Consider the following 25,132-nt stretch of genomic DNA (forward strand, 5'->3'; position numbering starts at 1 on the left):
GCATTTTATTTTTTGCGTGAATTAAAAATAGAGAATATATATATGCATATTGACTTTAGCTTGTTAAGGCTCTTACATGTTTATGACTATCAAAAACCTAAAGAAGAACAATGTCCTCTCGATTTGTTCCGCACTAGAATAAATCCAATTGAATTCTCAACGTGTATGCGGCATCTCTATCTGTTCACTGCTGTGCAAGTAGGAGAGCATGATGAATTTTACAATCAAACTCTGCTTAATTTGAGAAAACCTCGATTACATCAGAAATTACCTCATACAGATGCACTGGAAGGAACAGAGGCCTATAGTTTTCTTTTATTTTGGGCCATTGGAGGGTTAAATAAAAAGAAACCGTTTAATGATGAACGCATTTTAGGTGATCTAAGAAGAATTTGCAGAAGCTATGAAGTTTCAACATCACCATATAAAAAGGAAAGTTGGAAACAAAATCAAGCCGTCGCTCAAGCACTACTAACAGATGTCAAATATTTATTAAAATTAACCAAATTTGAAATGCCTTTAGAAGAAAAGATAGAACGTCTAAAAAAAGTCTGTGATCACTGCACCTGGGTCAGAGAGAATGGCTTTTTTGATATCACACAAAAGATTGACTATGCTTCTTTTCTTGATAAAAAAGAAATGTATGTTCATCTTTATGGAGTGCTCGAAATAGCACGTAAAAAACTTGATACTGAGTTGGACAAAATTTCTTTAGATAAAACGTCTCTCCTTTTTTTATTTTCAAATTCTGCCGATCGATTGCAAGAGAAAATAAGACAGATCGAGCAATTACAAACGCTTTTAACAAATGAAGAACCATCTTTGGTTCACAATGATGAATTGAAGATAAAATAAGTAAGTTTAGAGGAAAGTGTAACGGCAGGCTCTATATATGACTTCTTAAACTTTCTACATTACACACTGTTTATTATACAACGAGACTTTGTTTCGATAATTTTCTTTCATTCAATTTAAGTCGATTTAAAGTAATTAAACTCAACAAGCCAATCAAGCACAGCAAAAACATAAAAGAGTAAGAATCTGTTATACCGATAACACTCGTAATAAAACTGAACAAAGCTGAACAATTAAATTGACAGAATAGAGTTAAAGCCAAAGCCAATGCCATTTGTTTCGGAAAAGGACGCACGACCGCAGAAGTCGCACTCGCAACAATAAAACCCGTACCAAAATAATAGATCATCATCGGTATGACATAGGTAAGAAAAATCACATCTGAAAGTAGACTAAACACCCACATTAAGGCTGCTGAAAACGCAAAAAAATAAACTCCAAATGCCGTGAGCTGTCTACTGGTATAATATTTAACCAATAAACCACAACATGCTGTTCCTAATAAATGCATTATTGCCATAACTGTTTTCACAAGACCATATTGGGTAGTCGTCCATTGAGATCCTTTAATTAAAATAAACGATGCCGAAGTATTAAAAGCGGATTCTCCAGCCATCATTAACCCTGAAATGAATAAATACCCCACAAAAATAGGATGCCGAAAAACAGTAGTTATTGTTTCTTGAACATTTAAACTAATAGAATCATTAGGTTTGGTTTCCTGCATTCCGATACTCAAAGGAATGAGAAGAAGAGCATACAATGCAATGATTATTGATGCAGTCTGCCAACTCCAATGGCTATTAATTAAGCCTCCCAAAGAAGGTAAAAAGCATATAAAAAGACCTCCAAAAGTGAAAAACCAAGCAAAATATTGGGTCGCGTGCTGTTCATCATAGGTATCGTTAATCATTGCTCTTCCCATAAGCAAAGTCGCTCCAACAGCCAATCCTTGAAAAAATCGGCAAAACAATAAAGCACCAATAGAAGGACTCCCCGCCGCAAGAAAATTAGAGATCGTATACAATAATAAACCTCCAATGAATATAGGTTTTCTACCATAGCGTTCGGAAAGAATTCCCCATAAAATCATACTCAATGCCTTACCCAATAGAAAAAGACTAATCGTTAATTGAGCGATATTTGGTTTTACTAAGAAAAACTCAGCCAATTCAGGTAAAGCTGGGGTAAGAAAATGTATGTCCAGATTCCCAAAAAACCAGGTAAATAATATAACTAGAAGTACTTTATGGGTCATTATGTTTTATCAGAATAAGTATTGGAAAATCGAGGCAATGGATTGATAAAAAATCCAGGAAGCCACGGCACAAACAAAGCAAATAAACAATAAAGGCCTGCAATAATCACAAATAGTGTTGAATAAGGCAGCCAATTGATTAATAGTCCTCCTAGTAACAAACCAATTAGATTGCCCAGTTTGGCAAAAGAATTAGCTAAACCAAGCGCATACCCCGGTAAGGGATAACGATCACTTAAAAGTGCAAATAATGCAGGTAGTAAAGCAGCTAATACGACTCCCCATAAAATTCGGATACATGCGAAAAGAATGAGGTTGTTTATGCTTGCTTGACATAGCATCAGAATGAAACCTAACACACTATAACGAATTAAATATCGACGAACTAAAAGCGGATCAGTCCTGCATCGATCAAATTGACACCCACACCATTCGGAACTCAGCAACATGCCAACCGCAGGAAATGAATAAAGTAGGCCAATAAGAATTAAATTTTGAGAAAACGAATCATTAATATATAAAGATAATCCCGGATCAGGTAAAAATTTAATGATTTGGGTTAAGGTAATTAAAAAACATAGTGCGTATACAGGTTTTGAGTCAAAGATCATCTTTTCGGATTTTTGATCTAAAGTTTTACCTGAGTTTTTTGGGGTGGCTGGTAAGTAATAGTGCATAACAAGTGTAATACTTAGACAAATAACCGTTGCTATTCCATATAATCCTTGATAATTAGTAGCGGTTAAGATGATCCCCCCTGCAAAACCTGCCAGACTTGTAGCAACCGCTTTTGCTGATTGTAGGCGTGACAACTGCCGACTTTTATACTGCCATTCACAAAGACTTAATGAATAGGTTTGCATGGATACAATAAAACCAGCAAAAGCCCCCTGAACAATACGAATGATTAAAATCCAATTCAAAGCATTCACAAAAATCATTGCCAATTGGGTAAATACCAAAGCCCATGCTGCACGCATAAGCATGGACTTATAACCAAAGCGATCCGCAGCAAGTCCCCAGATTGGTGTCATGATGATATTTGCAAGCATGGGGAATACAAAACTGAGCATGCTATAAAAGGCAGCGCTCTGCAGTGGAATCTCGTTCTGCGATGCAATCAACAAAGATAAAAAAGGGTTTGTCATTTCTAATGCCAAAATCATAAAAAATTGGCTTATTAACAGAAGCGACTGGATTGATTTAGACATAAGCTCTGCTCAAAGGATTTCGAATCATAGAAAAAAGATCTTGGCTTTGATTTTCATGGAGTCGCATAGCAAGTAAACATTTTTGCTGCCAAGGTTCAACAAGCAATTGCTGTCGATACCAATGATGTATTCGTGGTTCAATTTCTGTTCGCAATTCTTCTAAAGTGTGCTCTAAAATTTGTCTCACCTTTCGCCAAAGCATTGACTTGCAAAGCTTGTAATCCATACTTAAGCAATCAATCCCATAAGCCAAATTACTCAGTAAATTACCGTGTATGAATTTATTGGTCAGTTCATTTAATCCAGAACAGGTTATTGTTGAATCAGGATGTAGTGTTGGTTTAGCCACCTTATCATAGAAGACGTGATTACAAATTTTTATACCCCCCAAATCACGTAGTACAAGGCCAGAGGGACGATTTGCCTGAAAAATAACTAAAGTATTTTGTTGGTGAGCCTCTAAGGCAACCCCATAACATAATAATAAATGCAACTGACTTGCCAAAACACAACGACAATAATCCATAAAATAACCTACTGGACTACTTTGACTAAGCTCAATGAGTTCACTTAATAATGATCTTTGTCTCAGGGGGGATTGTTTAAAAAGCGAAGCAAGAGGAACAAGTTTTTGGTTTAATCGGATCCATTGTAAAGGGTTTTCACGAACTATAAGTCCAAAATGTTTTTTTTCATCATTAGGAATAGATGAGTGTAATGCATTGATCCCCGCTAAATCACGAGCTAAAAATAATTGTCCCTTATAATATTGATTTTGTGTAAGTAACTCATTAATCCATTGCGAGAGTAAAGACGAGTTACTTACCGAGGCTGGAGAAACAGTACGCAAGGATGAGGTAGTATGTACACCAACAGCCAATTTGAGATGAGGGCCATGTTTTGCAAGAGGCATCACGGTTCGAAATGACATCGATGGTTTGGTTTGTTGATGTACTGGGTTGATTATAAATTGATGTTCTTCGAATAAAGATTTTGCTAATGCTTGTAATTTATTGGTCCATTGCCAAGGATGAACAGGAAATGGGTAATAATCTTCTGGCTTTAATTTCTTTAATCGTAATGCATCACTCCACAAACTGTATTCCTTAGGAAAATGAATGCTAAACAGCCAATGAAAAGCGGATTTTGAGGTTGAAATAAATGCAAGTGAATGATGAATTGCAGCCCAACCGATCGTTACTTCAGAATTAAATTCAGGAGAATATTGCACAACCTCTTTACGGTTAAATCCTATTTTGGCACGAAAATTGGGGTGAGATGGATGCCCTATACAACCCCATTGCTCTAAGAAATTAAGTATTTGCTGTTGGCCGAAATGTTCGATTAACCAAGACCATAAATTTGCATATCCTTTTGCCTGCCGCTTAATTGTTTTATGCCACTGATATTGATAAGCAAGAGCTAGGGCTTGATTTGCAATACTTTCATTTAATTCTTCGTGTAATGAATGCCAATATTTCATGTGAGTTTTTTGCTTTTGAGAATAAAGTTTCAGAAGCTCAAGATAAGCAGTAATGGATTGGCTAGTTACCTGTTTATCAATTAATCCTTCTGAAATCGCAGATCTTCGTAACCGATTAAAACACTGCTGATAAGATGCGACGAGAAAATGCCCCATTTGCTTGGATGAAATAGGAAAATCAGTATTCGTTAATAATGAACGTAATTGGTAATTTAGTTCATTAGCATGAAGATTCGATAAAATCATATACCCCCCTCTTTATTGTCTTTCGCTTACAGCTGTTATTCTTAGTAATAACGTTCAGAACAACAAAATGAGAATCATTATCATTCACAATATAAACGATAATGATTCTCATTTGCAATAGTTAACCTTTTTTTCCTTGTTTAATAAAGAAGGCTTTATCTACATTTTTCTAAGCATCATGATTTGCATCGCCAAATAATAGACTTGCAGCTAAAGAATGTCATAATACACGCCGTCAGTTCATGTACGACATCTTGGGGTTTTCTAACTTCATTTTGTAATAAAAATATGAATCTGATAAATCAAAAATAAACTAGATAAAACAGGATGTTATTATGAAAAAATTGTTTTGTTCGCTCGGGTTAAGCTTTAGTCTCATTTCCGGAGCATTTGCTGTCGACAATACACTTGACCTATTAAATTTGGAAATTGCAAATATTCTTGCCCCCTTCCAGAATCAAGTTACTGTTGCAAAACTTAAATTTGATGCTGTAGAAATTGATAAAGATCGGGCATCCAAAGTCGCTTTAAAAAGTCTCTATAACAAAGTCGGTTCAAAAAACAACTTTGAAGTCAAAGTTGACAATCTAAGTTATGACTATGGTAATGGTACATCTCCAACCACTGTTCTCAAAGGTTCTGTCGGCCTAGATCTCACCAGGTTTTTAACCCCCAAAGAGAGCAATGAAATAATTCCCAGTGCCATTGAGTTTTTGCAAGAACTTGTAAAAAGCTATACAGAAGAATACGGCGACGCGATTTTTATCAAGGGCGTAGTTACTTCAACAACCAAAGATGCCGATGGGAATTACACCGGTTTAACTGCATTGATCTCTACCAAAATTGACCTCGACAAACTTCCTGAAGATCTCTCTCGCGAATCAGTTATGATTACTGATGCGTTTGTTTCAGCCACTCTGAATCTAAAAACTGGATTTGCCCTGGATGCCTTCGTAGTGAGTAATCCCGAATATTGGGGATTTCAAGAAAATCAAATCGGTTTGAAAGAAATGCTAGAACATCTGCTTGCACGTGACGAAGAAGCTATAGAAATGATTAACACTATATTTATCAATTTAGATTTCATGGCTTCTAATATAGTGGAAATCGACAATGAATCATTTTGGAATCTGATTTCAAAGAACAATCCCAGACTAAATCATTATCATTCTTCATCACGACCTTAAAATAATATACATTTGAGAATAATTTTTACAGCCTCAGATTTGATTCGGTAAAGTACTCCTTATCAAAAACCTGAGGCTGCAGAATTTGCAATTTATTTTAGAATTGTGTCAATAACTGCTAATTGATTAAATTTTTCATTTTTTTATCATATTTTGAGTTCATTGATATAATCAATTAAGTCTATCGGGAGTTCTTCATATCCCTTTTTAAATAGTTCTTTGTTTTGAGCTACAAATAAAGCGGAATGATTTAAGAGAGATGGGATAGTAGTCTTATATCCGAGCTTCCTATAAACATTTGCATCAGCCTTTCTAAGTGATGAATCCAATTTTCTACGCTCATTATCAATCAGAATGGTGTGTTCAGGGTTCGGAAATCGATCTTGAATCACCTTAAGTTGCGCTTTATCCATTTTTTCGAGTTCAGAACAAGTTAAGCTAATCGATACAATGCTCCTAGGAATAGCATTAATTATTTTTTCAAGCGACCTACTTGATTTTTTATCAAAATCATTCGACCCCAAATCAAGATGAGTTACTCCAGAGTCTTCCAAGGCAGCGAACATGCGAGCAAGTTCATCTTCTGACTTTTCGTCTAGATTATTACCACGTAAATCAAGATGTGTTATTCCAGATCCTTTTAAAACCCGTAACATTGCAGCAAGCTCAGTGCCTTCTTTTAGCCCCAATTGATTCGCAGACAAATCAAGATGTGTTACTCCTGATTTGTTTAAAGCACCTAGTAGAGTAGATAACTCGGCCCCGGTTTTTTGACTTAGCTCATTCCAGGCCAAGCTAAGATGTGTTACGCCTGAATCCTTTAAACCCTCTAACATCACCGCCAGTTCAGCTCCTGTTTTTTGTTCAAGCTCATTCCAACTCAAATCAAGATGCTTCACTCCCGAGCCTTTTAAAGCATGCAACATGGAGCCCAACTCAACCCCTGATTTTTGCCCCAAGCGGTTTTCATATAAATTAAGATGTGTTATTCCTGCGTCTTTTAAAGCACCTAACATGGAAGCCAACTCCGCACCTGATTTTTGACCAAGGCGGTTATCACCTAAATCAAGATGTGTTATTCCTGAGTCTTTTAAAGCATCTAACATAGTCGCTAGTTCAAGACCTGTTTTTTGTCCAAGAATATTCGAAGTCAAATCAAGATATTTAACTCCGGATTTTTTTAATCCTCTTAAAATAGTTGCCAGCTCAGCACCCGTTTTTTGACCCAAATCATTCTTACTCAGAACCAGATGCGTTACCCCGGAATCTTTTAAGGATGCGAACATAAGAGCCAACTCTGTATCTGTTTTGTGATCTAGTTTATTGTGATTTAAATCAAGGTATATTACTCCAGAATTTTTTAGAGCCTCCAATCCGAGCTCAATACCTGTTTGTTCTCCAAGATTATTCCCACCCAAATTAAGATGTGTTACTCCAGACTCCTTTAAAGCTCCAAGAATGATGGCTAACTCAGTGCCTGATTTTTTCCAAAGATCATTCCAACATAAATCAAGGTGCCTTATGCCTGATTTTTGTAAAGCACCTAACATTGTTGCGAGCTCAGTTGCTGATTGTTGCCAAAGATCATTCCCAAACAAAAAGAGTCTTATGACCTGTGAATCTTTTAAAGCACTTAAGATTTCTGCTAGCTCAGTACCTGTTTTTTCCCAAAGAAAATTATTCCCCAAATTAAGATACTTCACTCCGAGATTTTTCAAAAGACTGAATAAAGCTAGCAGCTCTATAAATGATTTTTGCCCAAGCTTGCATCCTGACATATCAAAGCTCACTTCCCCTGATTTTTTCAAATTTCTAATTTCAGTGGTTAGTTCATTTGTCGTTCTAAAAGCCATTTATCAATACTCCCATAAAAATATATGCGCAATGTATTAAACCAACATGGATATTACTTGGTCTTTTTTGTGCAAATATCGAATTAAAATTATACTCAATCAACCGACCAATGTATCAATGCTGGTTTATTTGAATGTTTTTTAAGCATGCCATATTTGTGTCTTCGATAAGAAAAATGGTGTGGGCAACCCTCCATGCTACTTGAAACAATAAACTGATGTTCATCGCTTATTAAAATATGAGCTTAGGGGTTGCAGATTTACAGAATACAACTTCCGTAATTGTGCCAATAATTGCAAGTTTTTTTCTTTTGATATCTGTCCCACAGAACTTAAATTAGCAAGCTGTTGCCCATGCTTATCATAAAAAAGCATTGTGGGAATACCATAAATATGGAACGCTTGACGAATTTTAGCCACTTCATCTGATTTTTCGCTGATAACAACCCGCAGATTTACCGAATCCTGCATTGCATTAATAACTGCTGCTTGATAAAAAACATGATTATCCATAGCTTGACAGTCACTACACCACCCTGCAAAAAACTCAATAAAAACACGTTTATGATTTTTTTTTGCTTCAGCTAATTTTGCATTCACTTCTTCACGAGTATGAACACTGATGAATGGCGCTTGCATTGCTTGATAAGCCAAAGCCCCTGCCCCCATCATAGACAACAAAGCCAAGCCTTGCAGCAACCGCCCACTCAAACGATGCTCCTGCCGAAAAGCGCCAAAAACCCATGCACTAATTAGCAAGACAAAACCCACAGCAAATCAATCCAAAACTGAAATGTTCACTGACTTGTCATTTCCATTTCTACTTTTGCATTCTCTTCCCCATATTGTCATTTTCGCGAAGGGGGGAAATCCATTATTGAGTTTCTACAAGTAAATGAACTACCAACATCCATAGCCTCTGGTTTCCTCAGACTTAGAAGAAAGAATATCTCCCATATTTTTATTAAACTCTTTAATTGCTTGAGTATTATTGGAATCAAGTGCTGCAAGTTTTTGATAAAAGTTTTCTGCCCCTTCTGATCTACCCCTGAGTTGATGAAAATTTTTCATAAATTCTGAATCTGATTTTTTCCACTTTGCTTCTTGGATTACTTTCTTTAGTATGTTCTCGTGCGGTTCATTGCAGGGACCATTCTCATATGGTTGGGAATTCCTAATTATACGACGCATTTCTTGTAAACCATCCATATTAGGATATTGAGTACTTAAAGCCACTATTGTGTTAAAAAATTCATTAAAGAGTCTTTCTCGACACGCATCTGGATCTTCATTTTGGCATTTATTTGCATAGTCCGAGCAAATATTTAGTGGATTTTTTGCATCTAATTTATTCTCAAATGCGATTTTTAGTTCTCCTTTTATTTGCTCAAACTGAGAGGGTTTAAAAGAAGATTCAAGCATGACGGACGTAGGGTTTCGACGTAATAACTCCATGTTGGGTTGTGCATTAATTCCACGTGCCTTAAGATTAAATAAAAAATAGTCTGCAGCACTATCAGCAGGCAATGAATTACTGCGTGGTACCCTCGGTATAGTTTGCTCATGTTGACATACAACACCACCATCTTGAGAGCTGTTCCACTTAATTCCATCTTTAGCGGTTAGTCGGTTCAAATTATCAATAATTTTTCCATTTTCAGTTTCGATTAATAACCGATAATCCTCAGCCATTTTAGAATCAAGCTGTCTTAGTAATTGTTCAATCTCAGAAGGATTCCCAGCAAGTGTGTGGTTGATTTCCTCATTATTAGTACCTCCAGTGGATATCTTTGGGGTCACTGCAATTCCTATATCCCTAAACATATCTTCGATTTCACGTCGTTCTCCTATAGGACGAAATCCTTGTGGCGTAAGTAACCGAAAATAAATCCCATCCGCGTCGGCAGAACATGTAAATGAAAATTTATTACCTATTTTTTCTTGTATTTTTTCTTGCAAAAAACGTGCAATTTTTTCATGCTCTTCTTTTCTACCCACAATAGCCCTCGAACAAATATTTATTCACTTACTTTTATTATAATCAAGTTTTGATAAATATATCGGCAATGATAATAAATTTATTACATATAGTTTTTATTGTACTAAGGCATCTAAAACTACATTTGTTACTTTTCTTGAGTTCATTTATCAAGTTTTAGCGTGTAATAAATAAATCAAAAGACTCCATCCAATTAAATGGAACAAACCGCCTGTAATTCATCTGCTCCTAAATTGATAAGATTGATTTGAGTGCCCGATTCTGCACTCACAGATACGCTACTGTTATTTTTGACCCGGATTAGAGTTCCTTGACCGGTAGTCAGTTTTCTTCCATTGATCACGCCGCTATTTTTTATTACGTTAATTTTAATTTTACCGTTATTTTGATGGGTACATTGAACAACACATGTAGCATTGAGCGTCCAAAGTGTATTATTTGCCAGTAATTTTGTTTCATTGGGGCTAAGTTTAATTGTTTTTTGGGCGTTTGATTGTGAACAGAATAATCCAAAGATAATAAATAGAGATAAAGTCATAATTTTATTCACGTTGTATCCTTAGTTACGTTAACAGAAGCTTTGATTGATTTTTGAATACAAAGTCCATATTTTATACTAACAACATTAAGGTTTTATTAAGACAAGCTGTATGTACTCTAAATCCTGGAAATATTGAAAAAGCATACTAATCGTTAACTTCTTGAGTTGATGAAGAAAATACCTCCCATTTTTTTAAAAGTAATGCGTTTAATTAGGTACAAATTTGCACATCGCAGATGTGTAATATATAATCATATTGATGTATTTTTGGCTTTACGTATAACTATGTACAAGGAGATCTATATGAAGATCAGAGCAGCAGGATTAATACTCGCCACTACCATGCTTGCAGTCGGACCAATCCATGCGGCATGCCATCAACATCAACCAGGATGGCATATGGTTTCAAAAAAATGTGCCATCAAACCTGCCGATAATTGGCAAGAATATAAAAGCGGCGTTTATACTCAACCAATAACTGGAAAAAGTCTACTGTAATTAGATAGATTCAGTTTAAAATTACTCTATACAAAATCAATGGGGTCTCCCAAAATCAGATCCCATTGATTTAAATCAAAAAAAACAATTTATTATTTTACTCCGGGAAAAATAGGAAATTTATAAGCGAACGGTTGTTCAGCTGTAACGACTTATAATTATTCGCGCTCCTGATAGCGGTTATAATTTAAATTTAAAAGAGTATAATTAATAATGCTTCTTCCAATTTGTATCCCATATAAATTTAGGCCCCAATAATGAATGCGAATCCAAACATATTTGACTTTTTGCATAGATCAAATGGGATTAGTCAGGAAAAGGCTATTGATTTTTTAGTACTAATTATTCCAATGGAATTATCTGAATTTACTCAGCATCTTTTATCTTTTCTACAAAATGCAGATGAAAAAGCAATAAAGAATTTAAATATATTAGCAATGTTATTACGATATTCTAAATCACTGATAAGAACTGTTTATCGTGATGATTTAGATACTTACCGTGATGTTCTATATAAATGTGACCTTTTATCCGAATTGGGAAATATTGGATTTGAAACCATTCAAAAAGATCTGAACGATCAACATATTGGAATCGTATTTGGAAGAAATTTAGAAGATATCTTGATACATCAAACAAAAGAGATTAAGAAGAAAATAATTGAGATTAAAAATGGATTTCAAAGAGTTGAAGATGAGATAAATAAAATACCTCCTATAACTTATCATGTGGTCTTTTCCACGCAAAACACAAATGAAATATACTCTCAATCATTTTCCTCTTTAGCAAAAGCTAAAGATTTTATTTTTAAACAGCAAGATAAACATAATATAAATATGACAGATTATGCTAATAGTGAATGCGATTATTTTGTTGTAGAAATACAGGCCGAAGAAGGAAGTGATGAATTCAATAATGCTACGCAGGCAATATCACAATTAAACCATATTCCTTATCCACAAGACCCTGCTGCTGTTAATATTGTGTGGCCAGATAGTAAGATTAATAGTATTTCTTGGGTTGCCAAGAGACGTGAAAAAAAGCAAGAAATTCGCGCAGAACAACGCTCTAACACAACTTACTCTTTGCAACCAGTCAATGCAGAAAGACTGTATAATCCTACTGGGGCAGACAGTGTAGCACGTGCTATTAAACAACTGAATGGTATGATAGAACGCCTGCAAAATCCAAATTGGGTGTGGAAAATAATAGATGCATTAGTTGAAGCGGTAACTAGGAATCCAGGTCTTACAAATCAGAAAATTCAAGCATTAACAGAGGTTAAAAATGATGTGCTGGAACATATAAATGAAATCGAAAAAAACGCTATTTCACTTAAAGAAGTGTTAAGTGAAGGACTTGAGAAAAAAGTAAGCCCAACAAAAACTATAAAAGACATATTGCATACTCATCGCTTTTTTGCCATGAGAGAAAATACTGATACCGATGATGCCTTTGATGAGTTGTTAAATTCAACTCGTCCAAAGCATCCAATTCAGAGAAAAAAGAGGAAGATATATAGGTCAGCAGCTTTTTTGTAGCCAAAAAATTCTAGCAAATGTCGCCTCTATCAATCTCCACTAATACAGGCAACAAGCGACACATATTATGCTCGTTGAGCCTCTGTGTTTGCCGTTATATCAGCAGCGTCATCACTAATGAATTGAGTATCCTTACATAATTTGACGTATTCTTTATGAGTAATCAATGTATAAAAAAGAGCTGACATTAATATGATGTAATAAATATTTTGATAAAAATAAATTAACCACAGAAAAGTCAGAAAAGGTGTTGATAATACTAATAATGTTGTTACTTTCATTCGTCGTGCGACTTGTATTGATCCATAAATTACCATCAAAATTGAAATCGACAAATTCATCTTTAAAAAATCATTAGCTGGTAACGTGCTCATCATTACCCCAAGGATGCAAAAGATGATTAACCCAAAGAGTCTGGTATTTGGTTTAATCGCTCCCATACTAATTGGAGCAGCCATATATCCAATTAAATGATATCCAGTCACAATCACCATTAATGAGGCCCAACTATCGGAATTCCATAGAAATATTGCAGTTAGAGTAAAATTAATAAGTAAAGAACGACGGCACAAATTATATTCAGGATGTAATTTGCCAATGGTTTTCCTTGGCATTTGACCTTCTTTAGCCATAGCGTAGAACATACGAGAAGCACCACCTAAATAAGAGTATCCAGTACCTGATGGGCTCACGACACTGTCAGCAATCAAGATCATTGCTAAAAAATTTACTCCAAGCAACATTGCCAAATTAATTAAAGGTGAATGGAAATTGAGGCTACTCCAACCACTTGCTAGCATGTCATGTGGTACAGCACCCATAAAGGATAATTGCAATAACATATAAACAAACATCACAATTACAATTGAAAGAACAATTGAAAGAGGGATATTTCGTTTTGGATTCTCTATTTCACTGGCAAAAGCCACTGCCAATTGAAACCCATTGTAAGAATAGATTAACCCAGCTGAAATGATTGCAGTAATTGCTGATCCAATTCCATATTGGGTATTTGTAGCTAAGCTAAAATTGCTGGTATCAAAACGCATAATCAAGAAAATAACAATCGTAAAAATCGGACTAAGAATTTTTATTACGGTGACTGTATTGTTAATTTTAGCTAATAACTTAATACCAAAATAATTAATAAACAAATATACGACTAAGATGCTCAATGCAAATAATTTACCATAAAGCGTCAAGACATTATCTGCGATTAAAACATCGCTTTTGATTGCAGCGGCTAAATATTGGGTCGTTGCTTGAGCTTCGGTACCAATCGTTACCATTAATCCAAACCAGTTGGCAAAGGCAAATGGCATACCAAAAATACCATTATGTGATAATGCACTTGAGCGCGCAGTTGCCCCACGAACTGGGTAGATTGATGCGACTTGTGCAAGGCATAATCCCACCGCCATTACCAACAAAGCGGCCAGAACCCATGCAAGAAAAGCGTAATTTCCGGCAATTTTAGCATTTAATTGCGCGCTAAAGAGCCATCCTGAACCAACCATAGCGGTAGCAGACAATGCTGTTGCGCTAAATAAAGAAATTTTGGCATGCTTACAACTTGAACCCATAATAAATTACCTTAGAAAGATACATATTTTACAATAAGTGAAAACAAAATATCAATTTTGCATATTTTTCAGTCAGCGTCAATAGATCCAATATAAATTGTGGTTAAAAAGATATAGATAAGCCTTTATTTCAAAAAATAGAAAGAATTATATCCCTCTATTAAATACATAAAATGTTGTTTTTATTGTATTTTATCATAAAAAAACAGAAATGGATCTATATTGACTCTTAAGTGCAAATTCAAAACAAAAATCAGGCGCATTAAAAATGTCCACTGCGATCGCTCGCTCTTTGTTTATACATGTATTCCTTAATTTAGCCATATGTATCACCTATTAAACATCAGATAATTCGCTTAAAGAGAAGGTGCTTATTTAATTGCAAGATAATTCACAAGATAAAGTAAAACCTGTTCTACAATTTAAAATACAACATAATAGGGAGAAATAAACTGGGCTCTGTTGGCATTTCATTTAATTCCACCTACTTCCCGCAATTTATGCGCTGGACCTATACAGAGATGCACTAAAATGCACCTATTTTTAATGCGGTCTTTACTGGATTCCGCCCATAAAGCGTAGAACGTAGGCTAATGAAGCAATTATCAACGGCCCCTAGATGAAATTGATTTATTTCAATAAAAAATATGGAGTTATTATTACATAATATGGGAAAAACTGATGAAAACGACACGTTTAGAGGCATTTAGTGATGGCGTGCTTGCTATCATTATTACCATTATGGTGTTAGAAATTAAAATTCCACATGGTGATAACTTCGCTAGTCTCACACCGCTTGGACCAATTTTCTTAAGCTATATACTCAGTTTTATTTATATTGGTATTTATTGTAATTGCTGCATTAATTTGGTTCATTCCAGACAAGCGCATTGAAAATAAAATAGAATAAACAGTAAGTGAAGCTACCTGTTATACGCAGCGACACGCATTCCTTTCCCTATATTTCTCTAAGAAATCGACTCAATCGTAAATAAAAAGCGAATCTTCAAAAGCCCATTATCAATAAAATTTCTTATTTTATAAATCAATATTTTGCACAACTCATGCGACATTTGAACAATTATGGTTGTTTTTTATAAGAACAATGTGGATAATAAAGCGCTCATCGTGTTTAAGATATACCATTTTGGAAAAGTAACTATGACTTATCCGCTTAAAAAGCATGTTGTTCTACCAGAAAAAATGGATAAATTAAAAAAAAGAATAAACTTATCGAAGGAAAAACAGAGGTCATTTACTGAAATTATCCATAAAACTGGAAAGTTATCTCAATACATACTTGGGGGCATACAGAAGTTAATCGGCCTACTAAGCTCTATCATAAAGTCCGCTAAAGAGTTACATATCATTGGATTTGCACTCCAGATGTTTTCTATTATTCCCAATGCGATTACAACATTAACTGACAAAAATAGTTCCGTGATCAATAAAACTTTTTCCATAATTGTTCTTCTAACCACATCAGCTTTAGGTATTACTGCATTCATTCTCGGAGGAGTAGTAGCTGCGGGAATCGGATTAGCTTTCGCCTCTCTTACCACTCTTGTTGAGGGAATATCATTTTTAGGCGCACTTATTAATAAATACAAAACAAGTAAGGCATATAAAGAAAAAATTCAATTTATGAATTTACTCGAGACATTTGATACTTCATTAAATAATGATAAATATCGAAATAAACTCGAAATTCGCGCATTGGAACTAGAGCACCTGGGCAATTTATCTACTGAGGAAGCAAAACAGTTACAATTTATTCGCAAGATTCACAGTAAAGTAGGATTGTCTGAATTAGTTCCAGATAACAGCCCTGTAATGAAACTTTCAAAGTTATATAAGGAGCGTAAAGAACTCTTGGCAAGTCTTGCGAACATCACAGAAGAAATTGATGAAAGCAAAGAGTTTGAGGCTGATACATCACTGATAGAAGAGGTGAGCAACATTCAACACCAAATTGATAAAATTGATAAAGACATTGCAAATATAACAGAGCCATTGTTCCTATTAGAAGAAAACACTCATTTAGCTGATGAGACTATAGTAAAATCCTATACAAATTTTGTTCTAGGCGGAACAGGCGTCATTTTGTCAACAATTGGTCTAATAATTCTTATAGGCACTGCAACAGTACCGCCTCTTTGGAGTCCCATTCTGCTCGGTTTTAGTATTGGACTTGCACTATTTGGATTAATTAAATGGGGAGTCGAACTACAGGCAAAGAGTGTGGACGAACAAATCTTAGAAGAGCGTACAAAAGAAAATGAAGAAATAATCCTCGAGGAAGCATTAGAGCATTATGATCATGAATTATCAGATAAGTTCCAGGGTAGTTACTCAATAGCATTACGCCCTATCCTGGAATCACCTGCCACAGCTGCTGATACTACTAACCTGCAAAATGAAGACGTACATGATTTACCAGTAGTGCAAGAGCCTAAAAATCCTCCGACAGAAAATAAATTTCAGCCGATCCTTTAAATACCTACAAGTGTTTATATTCACTTATTGGCTAATCACTTAAATGCTTAAAGAAGTTTCAGGCCTTTGAATATCTCCGGATAAAAAATGCCGCTTCAATACCTGAGCAACACTACTTTACAGAAAAAAAATTATCCAAGAAGCGGCTTTTTCCACTTTTTTAAATTCAAACCTATAATATAAGAAATTATCTTGCATGGACGACAATTATGAAATTTATTCATGGATTATTTCTAGTTTCATTCTTAATTTATCAAAATGCTCATGCGGAAAAAGCACTATCTCCGCCTGCCGGACAATCCGCTCAATGCGAAGAGGCCTACGAACGATCTGGGCAAATTAAAACCATAAGTAATGTTTTTAGCAGCTTATCTAATAATTGTTATTCCGCTGGCGGAATGAAATTAATGCATAAAATATTAGTAGCGGAAAACTCAAATGAGCCGACTGGTGTTTTATTTACATGTACAGGAAGCGATTTAAATTTTGTTGTTTTTTCTTGCCTCTATTCAACAAATTAATATTTTATAAATTTTCGATAGAAAGGAATGTCATTTGGTGGCGTCTTAAGTGCATTATCTTTTTTATTGTTCTTATTGGGATTGCGTTATGCAGAGGCGGGACTTGCAATAACCCTACGCAACACTTCAGTTGTTTTTACACAAATATTTGCATATTGGATTGGAGAAAAAATTTCTTCGCTACAATGGTTAGGAGCGCTGCTTGTTACTTTAGGAATATGCTTGTTATATCCCCATTAAAAATTATTTAAAGAGCGTAACGGAAAATAATCTAGCATTGAATTTTTAAAGTATACAAAAGCTTTACAGACTATAAACAGACTTATCCACAGAAAATGTGAATAACTCAATGAAATAATATGCATTAAAAATTGGAAAAAGGCTGATGCAGCAAAGGGTATGTTAAATTGATTGAATTCGAATTGACATTAAATTGAATAAATATCCACAGGATTTTCTTGGTAAAAAAGAAATTGGTCGTTGCTATCTTAACAAATAAAAAGTAAAAAAACAGTCTTGACTCAAATTATTTTTCTTCTTAATTAGAGTCTGTTGACACTTCATTTGATTCCGCCCATTTTCCGCTCTTTATGCGCGTAGTTTGTACGGAATCTAATGAGGAAATTGTCAACATAGCTATATTTCTCTCATTGATGAAATTGTTCCCTAAAAAAATATGTTGGGAAGAAGGAGCATCGACCTGCAGTTACATTTGTGGTAAAATTATAAACAGTTTTTATAATTTCAGACAGCTCGATTCGTATTTAAACTATGCCTACATTAACGACAATCAGTATTTATATTTATTGTACATTCTTTTTAGCAAGCGCCATTATTGAATCGATTTCATTTTATGCACTTGCCCCGTCAGGACAAGTAATTGTATCCAGTCGAAAAAAACTTCCTTTTATGACTGATTTAAACAGTATTATTAAGGTATTTTTATTTACATTCGTCATTATCTATATCACTCCATGGGAAATGCAATACAAAACCTATTTATATAGTAATACCCAGGAACTGATTTTTATTTATCACGTACTCATGATTTTTTTTGTTGTCGCATTTGTACCCATCATAAAATACTTACAAAGCGATATAAGAAATGAACGTTTACCCAAATGGTATCTCAAAAATATATTAATTGGTGATTACATCCATCTATGGGGTATTTTATTGGCATGTTATGCATCCATTCCTAATTTTCAATGAATCTTACGAAGCATAACCCGGGATTAAATTGATATTTAGCTCCAGGATTACGGCTTTACCTTCACTCAGACTACAACTACACTCGGCTATGAGACAGAGAAAAAGAGGCAAGCTCCATTTTCTTATCTTTGGCAACAGGAGGGTCAGGAAAAAAATTAATGCTATGAACACTGTGTTCAGCATAAGGTGATGAGGCCTCTCGTAATTCCAATTGCTTTCGAGGTTTAATTTTTAGCAACCCCATCCCACCATTTCTTTGTAATGGTGTCTCATAATTAAAGCGTAACTCCAGATGCTCTTCTGCCGTAAGTTCAAATTTATAGGTAGCAAGCATACGAAATAAAGCCATTATTTCTGTCATTGCAATTCGAAGCCCAGGACAACGGCGCGCCCCTGTTTTAAATGGTAATAATTGCCCTTCTTTTTCCATTGTCTTTGGTACATAAGATGAAGGAGTTTCAGCAAAATAATGGGCATTATAAAAGTTGCCAGTACCGTTTTTAGGCCCCCACCGCTCGGGAAAAATATCGTTAGCGCTTATTGTTTTTTTGCCAAAAACGCTTTGCCCTTCACTGGAAAGCTTAATATCTGGAAAATAGTGTGCATGTGTATGTACTCCTTGCATAGGAATGAATACAAGTGCTCCTGCAGGCAAAGTAAGTGAGGCCCCCTCCACATCAAGTTCGATTATTTCGTGAACTATTTCTGGCACAATAGGCGCTGGTGGTGCTAATCGTAACGCTTCCAATAGAACAGCTTCGGCATAGGATACACCCTTTTCAATTTGGGCATCCCAAGGAGAATGTAATTCGAAAGACTCCCCTGCTGAAATTTTTTGCTGAATTTCCTGTTTTATTATGGTGTAAATACGTTTATCTTGAAGCGCAATTCTCAAGGCGGTAATTAATGCAGTGGCAGTAGCATCAAAACCTAATAATGGAATGAATAAACTTTCATTAACAACATCCCGCACCAGGGTAGACAGTAATGTAGTGTCCACGTGTTCTACTGAATACTTTATTAATAACTCACATTGTACTGCCGTTAATTCTTGCTCTGAATTTATCCCGAGTTGTTCCAATTGACTTTTTATATCCGAATTAGTTAATACTCGGACTCTAAGTAAATAATTAAGCCAACTCTGCTGTTCCATTAATTGTTTTGTAATTTCATCCGATGAGAAAATAACTTGGCAACCTAGCTTAAATGTTTTATCCCTTAAAAATTGAAGATTTTTTTTCTCATCATCCTGAATAGGATCCAGACTAAAAAGACAAGCGATTAACTCTTTTGTTAAACTTGGATGATAAAACTTTTCGAATGGCTTTATAATTGCTGCCCCAAAATAAGTTGTGAGTAAAACTCTTCTGGACAGTTTATCCATAACTTCACTGAGCGAACTTCCATGCTGACCTTGCTCCAACTCATATTCCTTAAAAAAATCAGCAACCATGTTTGCCACATGTGGTCTATTTGATTCATTACGCGAAAGAATTGATTGGCGAATTCTAGAATGAGTATCCGAACCTAGAATCGAAGACATGAGATTACCAGAACCGAGTATCACGGCCAGACGTTGAAAAAACGGTCTTTGTCCAAATTTCTTTTCATTCGTTTTCGAGTAAAGTTGTTGAATTGCTGAGTTATTTGACAATATAAACACGGGAGTCAAATCAGGCAATTTAAAATAGGCGATACCTGAACCTTGCTCATCAAGTGAGCGAGAACCCAGTTCTGCTATAAACGTCATAAACCGTGTTTGTAATTGTGTTTTTGCAGAAGGATTGGCTCTTAAGAGAGTAATATCCTTTATTAATGAAAGATAACTGATCGCTGAAGGATAGGTAATTCTTGCAGATGTACCATTTTGGTGTAGTTGATAAACTTTCAGGACCAAACCAACGCCTATAATAAATAAAACATAAAAAAGCATAGAGCCCCGCTTCTAGAGTTAAATTATATTCATTTGATGAATTTTTGAACTTTTCTATTATACAGGAACTCCTGGATGCCAGCCTTGCTTTTTATCCAGGGGGTTTTGGAAAAAATGAAATTTTAATTGACGTGCTAAATCACTAGAGGAACAATTTTATAAGGAACCAATTCACAGTATTTTTTCCAATCATGACCATACTTGGAAGAACATCGCTTATCATCACGAAATGCTCTATCAAATAACAGAACAGTTAGAAAGCAAAGATAAAAGTACGGTGCAAAATTATCAAATAAAGCGGGTACAGACCAAAAAAATGTACCTGCAAGCTCTGGGATATAATGGAAATGTCTCGCTATGCCCCACCATCCCGAAGCAAGTAATATGGTTTGTTTTTTATCACCTTCAGTAGTCTCATAACGTGCCAACACCGTAACAGGTTTTTTCCCCCAAATTTTACATTCACCTTGCGTAGCTCGCGCAATCAGCCTTTGTTTGTCAGCAAGATAATTAATAATAATACTCGCTAAGCCCAAGCCTAAAATGAGGGTTGCCCATACAAAAGATAAATGAATCGGATGGAGCACAAGATACATACTTGGAGAAGTATAAACGCACGGAACCCATACCATGCAACCCCAACAAATATAAAAACCGGCTCGATCATGCATGATATCTAAAGAGCGTAAATACCCTTTTTCCCACATATAAAATTTACTCAGATAAACGAATTGTAATATCACAGAAATTAACATTGAATTGGATAAACCGCCTAATTCCGCTTGCTTGGCGCAATAAGAAATTAGGAAGAGGCCCCAACTCATCATACCAAAACGGCATGTAATAAATTTTTTAATACTCCATCCAAGGACTTGAGGATAAAGCTCTGTTCCCCAATAGTAATCAAACAAAATATTATCGGTTATACCTGAATCTGTAGATGAAGGAAAAAATCGTCCTTTAAGATACAAAAATACACACAAGATAAGGCTAAACAAATTCAATGCGCCAAACAGAGCTCCGAGATTGTCATAAAGAATAGAGGCTGAGAATAAATTCAAGCCAAACGATGCAATGCAAAAGCTTGTCATTGTTACAATAAATGCCAAAACACCATTATCTTTATAAACAGGGATATTCCCTTTGGGAGTAATAGGGCCTTCAAATTTTTTTCCTGGCAAAATACGCATCAAAGCCAGCTCAAATACTGTAAAAATTAAAATAATTTTCCAGGCAATGGAAGACCCCCAAAAGTAAGGTTTCCATATGGTAGATACAGTTTGATAAAAACCATTTTGAATTATTAAATCCCACAGAGCAGACAAGGATCCCTGAAGTTGAGTATTGGTATACCACATCAACATCACGAAAACGGGACATGAAAGAATGAGAAATAAGGGGCCTAAGGTATTCCTGATATTGAAATTCATAATGCTTCCTTACATATTTAAAAGACTAACGAGGATCATAATACAGGAATTTTTAGTATTTAGTATCACTTTAATTTAGTGACAAAGAGAAAATTAAAACGATGAAATAGTATTTATAATTTATCCAATAAAAATAGAAACCTATCTATTTGCTTTAGTTACTACTTTAATATTTAATTTAATATATACCCTTTCATAGAGGTAACATCATGCCTCAATATCATATTGAACGAATGACACGCGAAGAGGTTGCAATTGCTATAGAATGGGCGCAAAAAGAAGGATGGAACCCAGGATTAAATGATGCAGAATGTTTTTATCAAACTGACCCACAGGGTTTTTTTGCTGGCAAATTAAATGGTCAAATTATTGCAGTTGGTTCAGCTGTAGTTTATGACGAGCATTTTGCTTTTTGTGGACTTTATATCGTAGATAAAAGATACCGAACTCAGGGCTATGGGATGGAGTTAACATCTGCCCGTCTTGCATATGTGGATGGTCGCAATGCGGGTATTGATGGGGTGCTTGATATGGTCAATAACTATGCTCATATTGGTTATCAGTTTGCGCACAGCAATGCCCGGTATTCTCTGGAGCATATCCGCTTAACCCCTCAACATGATCCTCATTTGGTTGATCTAAAAACTGTACCTTTTGAGCAGTTGATTCAATATGACAATCATTTTTTTCCTGCCCCAAGACCAAAATTTCTTTCAGCATGGATTAAACAAAATACTGCTTTAGCACTCGGTTTTGTTCAAGATAAACAATTAAAGGGTTATGGAGTAATCAGAAAATGTGTTGAGGGTTATAAAATTGGTCCGCTATTCGCAAACACACCTACTATTGCTGAAAAGCTGTTTGAACAATTAGTCGAATATGCTCAAGGAGAAACTGTCTTTTTGGATATTCCCGAGAATAATCCCTTTGCGGTTAATTTGGTTAACAAATATAAGATGGTCAAAGTGTTTGCAACAGCAAGAATGTATTTAAAAGGAATACCTAAACTGTCTAACGAAGGTATTTATGGTATTACTACGTTCGAACTAGGATAAACATGCGTGATTTATTAGGTTATGGCCCTGAAGAAACAAGTCTTTCTTGGCCTAATAAAGCAAAAATTGCCATCAACTTTGTAATTAATTACGAAGAAGGAGCGGAATTAAGCCCTGTAAATGGCGATGCGCAAGCAGAAACTAGTGGTGCAGATTTCCCTTTTATGCCCAAAGCCAAAGGACAACGAAATCTGAGTATGGAATCGTTTTATGAATATGGTAGTCGTGTAGGTATATGGCGCTTACTGCGTTTATTTGATCATTATAAAATCCCCCTTACTTTTTTTGTTACTGGACAAGCATTAATACTTAACCCTTCATTTGCCGATTATCTGGCAAGACAGAATCATGAAGTGGCAGGACATGGATGGCGCTGGATAAATTACACTAATGTCCCAAGAAGAATTGAAAAAAAACATATTCTTTTATGTATTGAAACACTAGAAAAACTAACTGGGCACCAACCCAAAGGATGGTACACTGGGCGGCGAAGTGAAAATACTCGAGAATTATTACTTGAGCACGGAGGGTTTCTCTATGACTCGGACAGCTATGCCGATGAATTACCTTATTATATTGAACAGCATTTGGTAATTCCCTACTCACTTGATTGCAATGATTTCAGATTTACCATAACACCAGGTTTTTCAGAGGCTGATCAATTTTACGCACGATTAATAAATACATTTCATTATCTTTATCAGGAAAAACGCCTGGCAATTTTGACTGTAGGCTTACATCCCCGCCTGAGTGGAAAGCCGGATCGTTGTCTTATGCTAAAACAATTTTTAGATCATGTAACCCAATATCAAGATGTTTGGATAGCTAGACGAATTGATATCGCTCAATATTGGCTGAACGCCTCCCCTGTAAATAACTAGTTCAAATTTATCTTGTATGTTTTTCAGTCAGGTTAAAGCGAAGACGCAACCCGGGAATGATTAATTATGGTTTCCGGGGTTTCTCGAAACACTCGAGCTATAATTTTAACTTAAATAAAATTGAAAATAGATAATCCCTGAATCAGCACAAAACTTTGCTGTGCAACTTCTAAATTGTACAATTCCTGTTTGAACTCCGTTGCAGCAGCTAAAGGGTCTACTTCTTGCAAGCGCTTTAAAATAATTTTACTTTGCTCAATTAAATCAGAGTTTGCTGTTTCAGCATGTTCTAGCTGATTTAAACGTGATCCGAGATTTGCTCGGGCATCCAAGATAGTACTCAAAGCGCTATCTATTTGTGCCAATATTTGATTATTCACAGTCGTAGCGGCTGCCTTTTCTGTGGCTGTTGAGTAAGGTTGATTTAAGTTATCAATCATGTCTTGTATGGTAGCAAATACTGATTCATTTTGAGATGGTGAAATTAAAAACGCATCACCGGCATTCGGCATTCCTGAAATAGCCATTTCCATTCCATTAAAACTAACAGTCATCCCTTCTTGGTATAAAGGTGCGTCATCAGGTAACCCTGTAGGAGGAATTACATTACCACTTGATGCCCCACTTACCATAACGACCAAATTTCCCTGTGAGTTCAATGCAAAACTCATTGTGTAATTATCAGGTACATAAGCTGAAGGAGTAGATACTGAACCAGTATTTATTGAAGCAGTTCCTGTATTAGGTGTTCCTGTTTGCTTTATTGAAAAACTGCCATTTCCATTGGGTATACGCATAAAAAGATCGTCCCCAGGGTCATTAATAGCAATTTGCAGGCTGCTTGCAACAAGCTGATAGCGTTGAGTACTATCACCATTGTATACATATTGCCCTGAAGCATTGATTGAAAAAGGCGCAGTAGAAGTCTGTCCGCCGCTGAACATATAATCGCCATTAATATCTTTTGTATTGGCATAATCAAGCAATTCTTTCAAAATGATATTTGCCTCAATTGCCAATGCTTTACGATCCTGCTCAGATAATGTCGCATTACCGGCTTTAACCTGAATTTCTCGCAACCGTTGTAAGCTAATGGTGCAATCATTTAAGATAGATTCTTCCATGCTCAGCGCACTATCAGCGCTTTCACGGTTTTTTTGCAAAAGTTCTGTAGTACTTATCCGTTGATTCATTAGCTCAATCTGTGCGAACGCAATAGGATCGTCAGATGAATAACGAACCTTTAAAAAATTTTCGTCCAGTTGCTGTTGAAGCTTCGCTACTCGCTCTTGTTTAAGCAATAAACTGTTCAAACTGTTCTGATAAATTTGATTCGTCGAAATACGCAT

General features: G+C 35.5%; 22 protein-coding genes. 11 read left to right on the forward strand and 11 right to left on the reverse strand.

What is annotated here, in order from left to right:
- The first annotated feature begins 42 nt into the window (after positions 1 to 42).
- The gene (locus ELY20_RS11085; RefSeq protein ID WP_110142724.1) at positions 43 to 855 is read left to right on the forward strand and encodes a hypothetical protein; all 813 of its coding nucleotides are present in this window, start codon (positions 43 to 45) and stop codon (positions 853 to 855) included.
- Positions 856 to 928: 73 nt separating this feature from the next.
- On the opposite strand, the gene ELY20_RS11090 is transcribed toward ELY20_RS11085, so the two are convergent.
- The 3 genes from ELY20_RS11090 to ELY20_RS11100 are packed head-to-tail and all read right to left on the reverse strand — an operon-like array spanning position 929 to position 5,053.
- Positions 929 to 2,113 (reverse strand): MFS transporter, encoded by a 1,185-nt coding sequence (locus ELY20_RS11090; RefSeq protein WP_110142723.1) that lies wholly within the window; start codon positions 2,111 to 2,113, stop codon positions 929 to 931.
- On the reverse strand, positions 2,113 to 3,324 hold the full coding sequence (locus ELY20_RS11095; RefSeq protein ID WP_110142722.1) for an MFS transporter: 1,212 nt from the start codon (positions 3,322 to 3,324) through the stop codon (positions 2,113 to 2,115). Before ELY20_RS11095 ends, ELY20_RS11090 begins: the two co-directional genes overlap by 1 nt.
- A complete protein-coding gene (locus ELY20_RS11100; protein ID WP_110142721.1) occupies positions 3,317 to 5,053 on the reverse strand; it encodes an IucA/IucC family protein in 1,737 nt (578 codons plus the stop codon). Before ELY20_RS11100 ends, ELY20_RS11095 begins: the two co-directional genes overlap by 8 nt.
- Positions 5,054 to 5,388: 335 nt before the next feature.
- On the opposite strand from ELY20_RS11100, the gene ELY20_RS11105 reads away from it, so the two are divergent.
- Positions 5,389 to 6,240, forward strand: coding sequence for a hypothetical protein (locus tag ELY20_RS11105; RefSeq protein ID WP_110142720.1), 852 nt, complete (start codon positions 5,389 to 5,391; stop codon positions 6,238 to 6,240).
- A 146-nt stretch (positions 6,241 to 6,386) separates the two neighbouring features.
- Here ELY20_RS11105 and ELY20_RS11110 read toward each other — a convergent pair whose 3' ends face one another.
- The 4 genes from ELY20_RS11110 to ELY20_RS11125 all read right to left on the reverse strand — a co-directional run bounded on the left by ELY20_RS11110 (position 6,387) and on the right by ELY20_RS11125 (position 10,642).
- Complete coding sequence (locus tag ELY20_RS11110) at positions 6,387 to 8,093, reverse strand: leucine-rich repeat domain-containing protein (RefSeq protein WP_110142719.1); 1,707 nt, start codon at positions 8,091 to 8,093, stop codon at positions 6,387 to 6,389.
- Positions 8,094 to 8,315: 222 nt separating this feature from the next.
- Positions 8,316 to 8,804, reverse strand: coding sequence for a thioredoxin family protein (locus ELY20_RS11115; protein WP_233590576.1), 489 nt, complete (start codon positions 8,802 to 8,804; stop codon positions 8,316 to 8,318).
- 189 nt (positions 8,805 to 8,993) lie between these two features.
- Positions 8,994 to 10,091: a hypothetical protein gene (locus ELY20_RS11120; RefSeq protein WP_110142718.1), complete on the reverse strand. Its 1,098-nt coding sequence runs from the start codon at positions 10,089 to 10,091 to the stop codon at positions 8,994 to 8,996.
- A gap of 194 nt (positions 10,092 to 10,285) precedes the next feature.
- Positions 10,286 to 10,642, reverse strand: coding sequence for a hypothetical protein (locus ELY20_RS11125; protein WP_110142717.1), 357 nt, complete (start codon positions 10,640 to 10,642; stop codon positions 10,286 to 10,288).
- Between the two features lie 294 nt (positions 10,643 to 10,936).
- On the opposite strand from ELY20_RS11125, the gene ELY20_RS11130 reads away from it, so the two are divergent.
- Positions 10,937 to 11,131, forward strand: a complete 195-nt coding sequence (locus ELY20_RS11130) for a hypothetical protein (protein ID WP_110142716.1) — start codon at positions 10,937 to 10,939, stop codon at positions 11,129 to 11,131.
- A 257-nt stretch (positions 11,132 to 11,388) separates the two neighbouring features.
- On the forward strand, positions 11,389 to 12,672 hold the full coding sequence (locus tag ELY20_RS11135) for a hypothetical protein (protein ID WP_110142715.1): 1,284 nt from the start codon (positions 11,389 to 11,391) through the stop codon (positions 12,670 to 12,672).
- A gap of 65 nt (positions 12,673 to 12,737) precedes the next feature.
- Here ELY20_RS11135 and ELY20_RS11140 read toward each other — a convergent pair whose 3' ends face one another.
- On the reverse strand, positions 12,738 to 14,255 hold the full coding sequence (locus ELY20_RS11140) for an APC family permease (RefSeq protein WP_110142714.1): 1,518 nt from the start codon (positions 14,253 to 14,255) through the stop codon (positions 12,738 to 12,740).
- 681 nt (positions 14,256 to 14,936) lie between these two features.
- On the opposite strand from ELY20_RS11140, the gene ELY20_RS11145 reads away from it, so the two are divergent.
- The 5 genes from ELY20_RS11145 (at position 14,937) to ELY20_RS11165 (ending at position 18,484) form a co-directional block, all read left to right on the forward strand.
- Entirely contained in the window at positions 14,937 to 15,149 is a 213-nt protein-coding gene (locus ELY20_RS11145) for a TMEM175 family protein (protein WP_233590577.1), read from the forward strand.
- 189 nt (positions 15,150 to 15,338) lie between these two features.
- Positions 15,339 to 16,751, forward strand: coding sequence for a T4SS effector SidA family protein (locus ELY20_RS11150; RefSeq protein ID WP_127059486.1), 1,413 nt, complete (start codon positions 15,339 to 15,341; stop codon positions 16,749 to 16,751).
- Positions 16,752 to 16,960: 209 nt separating this feature from the next.
- Positions 16,961 to 17,272, forward strand: a complete 312-nt coding sequence (locus ELY20_RS11155; RefSeq protein ID WP_110142712.1) for a hypothetical protein — start codon at positions 16,961 to 16,963, stop codon at positions 17,270 to 17,272.
- 27 nt (positions 17,273 to 17,299) lie between these two features.
- The gene (locus ELY20_RS11160) at positions 17,300 to 17,512 is read left to right on the forward strand and encodes an EamA family transporter (RefSeq protein WP_233590579.1); all 213 of its coding nucleotides are present in this window, start codon (positions 17,300 to 17,302) and stop codon (positions 17,510 to 17,512) included.
- A gap of 531 nt (positions 17,513 to 18,043) precedes the next feature.
- A complete protein-coding gene (locus tag ELY20_RS11165) occupies positions 18,044 to 18,484 on the forward strand; it encodes a hypothetical protein (protein ID WP_110142711.1) in 441 nt (146 codons plus the stop codon).
- 76 nt (positions 18,485 to 18,560) lie between these two features.
- Here the strand turns inward: ELY20_RS11165 and ELY20_RS11170 are convergent, their stop codons facing one another.
- Complete coding sequence (locus ELY20_RS11170; protein ID WP_110142710.1) at positions 18,561 to 20,417, reverse strand: cytochrome P450; 1,857 nt, start codon at positions 20,415 to 20,417, stop codon at positions 18,561 to 18,563.
- A gap of 134 nt (positions 20,418 to 20,551) precedes the next feature.
- Positions 20,552 to 21,847, reverse strand: coding sequence for a phosphatidylethanolamine N-methyltransferase family domain-containing protein (locus ELY20_RS11175; RefSeq protein ID WP_110142709.1), 1,296 nt, complete (start codon positions 21,845 to 21,847; stop codon positions 20,552 to 20,554).
- 209 nt (positions 21,848 to 22,056) lie between these two features.
- Between ELY20_RS11175 and ELY20_RS11180 the strand changes: the two genes are divergently transcribed.
- Together ELY20_RS11180 and ELY20_RS11185 are read left to right on the forward strand one after the other, a co-directional pair.
- Complete coding sequence (locus ELY20_RS11180; RefSeq protein WP_110142708.1) at positions 22,057 to 22,902, forward strand: GNAT family N-acetyltransferase; 846 nt, start codon at positions 22,057 to 22,059, stop codon at positions 22,900 to 22,902.
- A 2-nt stretch (positions 22,903 to 22,904) separates the two neighbouring features.
- Positions 22,905 to 23,783 (forward strand): polysaccharide deacetylase family protein, encoded by an 879-nt coding sequence (locus ELY20_RS11185; RefSeq protein ID WP_110142707.1) that lies wholly within the window; start codon positions 22,905 to 22,907, stop codon positions 23,781 to 23,783.
- 110 nt (positions 23,784 to 23,893) lie between these two features.
- Here the strand turns inward: ELY20_RS11185 and flgL are convergent, their stop codons facing one another.
- Positions 23,894 to 25,132, reverse strand: coding sequence for a flagellar hook-associated protein FlgL (gene flgL / locus ELY20_RS11190; protein WP_110142706.1), 1,239 nt, complete (start codon positions 25,130 to 25,132; stop codon positions 23,894 to 23,896).

The organism is Legionella qingyii (genome assembly GCF_003990155.1).
In the GTDB taxonomy this organism is placed as follows: domain Bacteria; phylum Pseudomonadota; class Gammaproteobacteria; order Legionellales; family Legionellaceae; genus Legionella; species Legionella qingyii.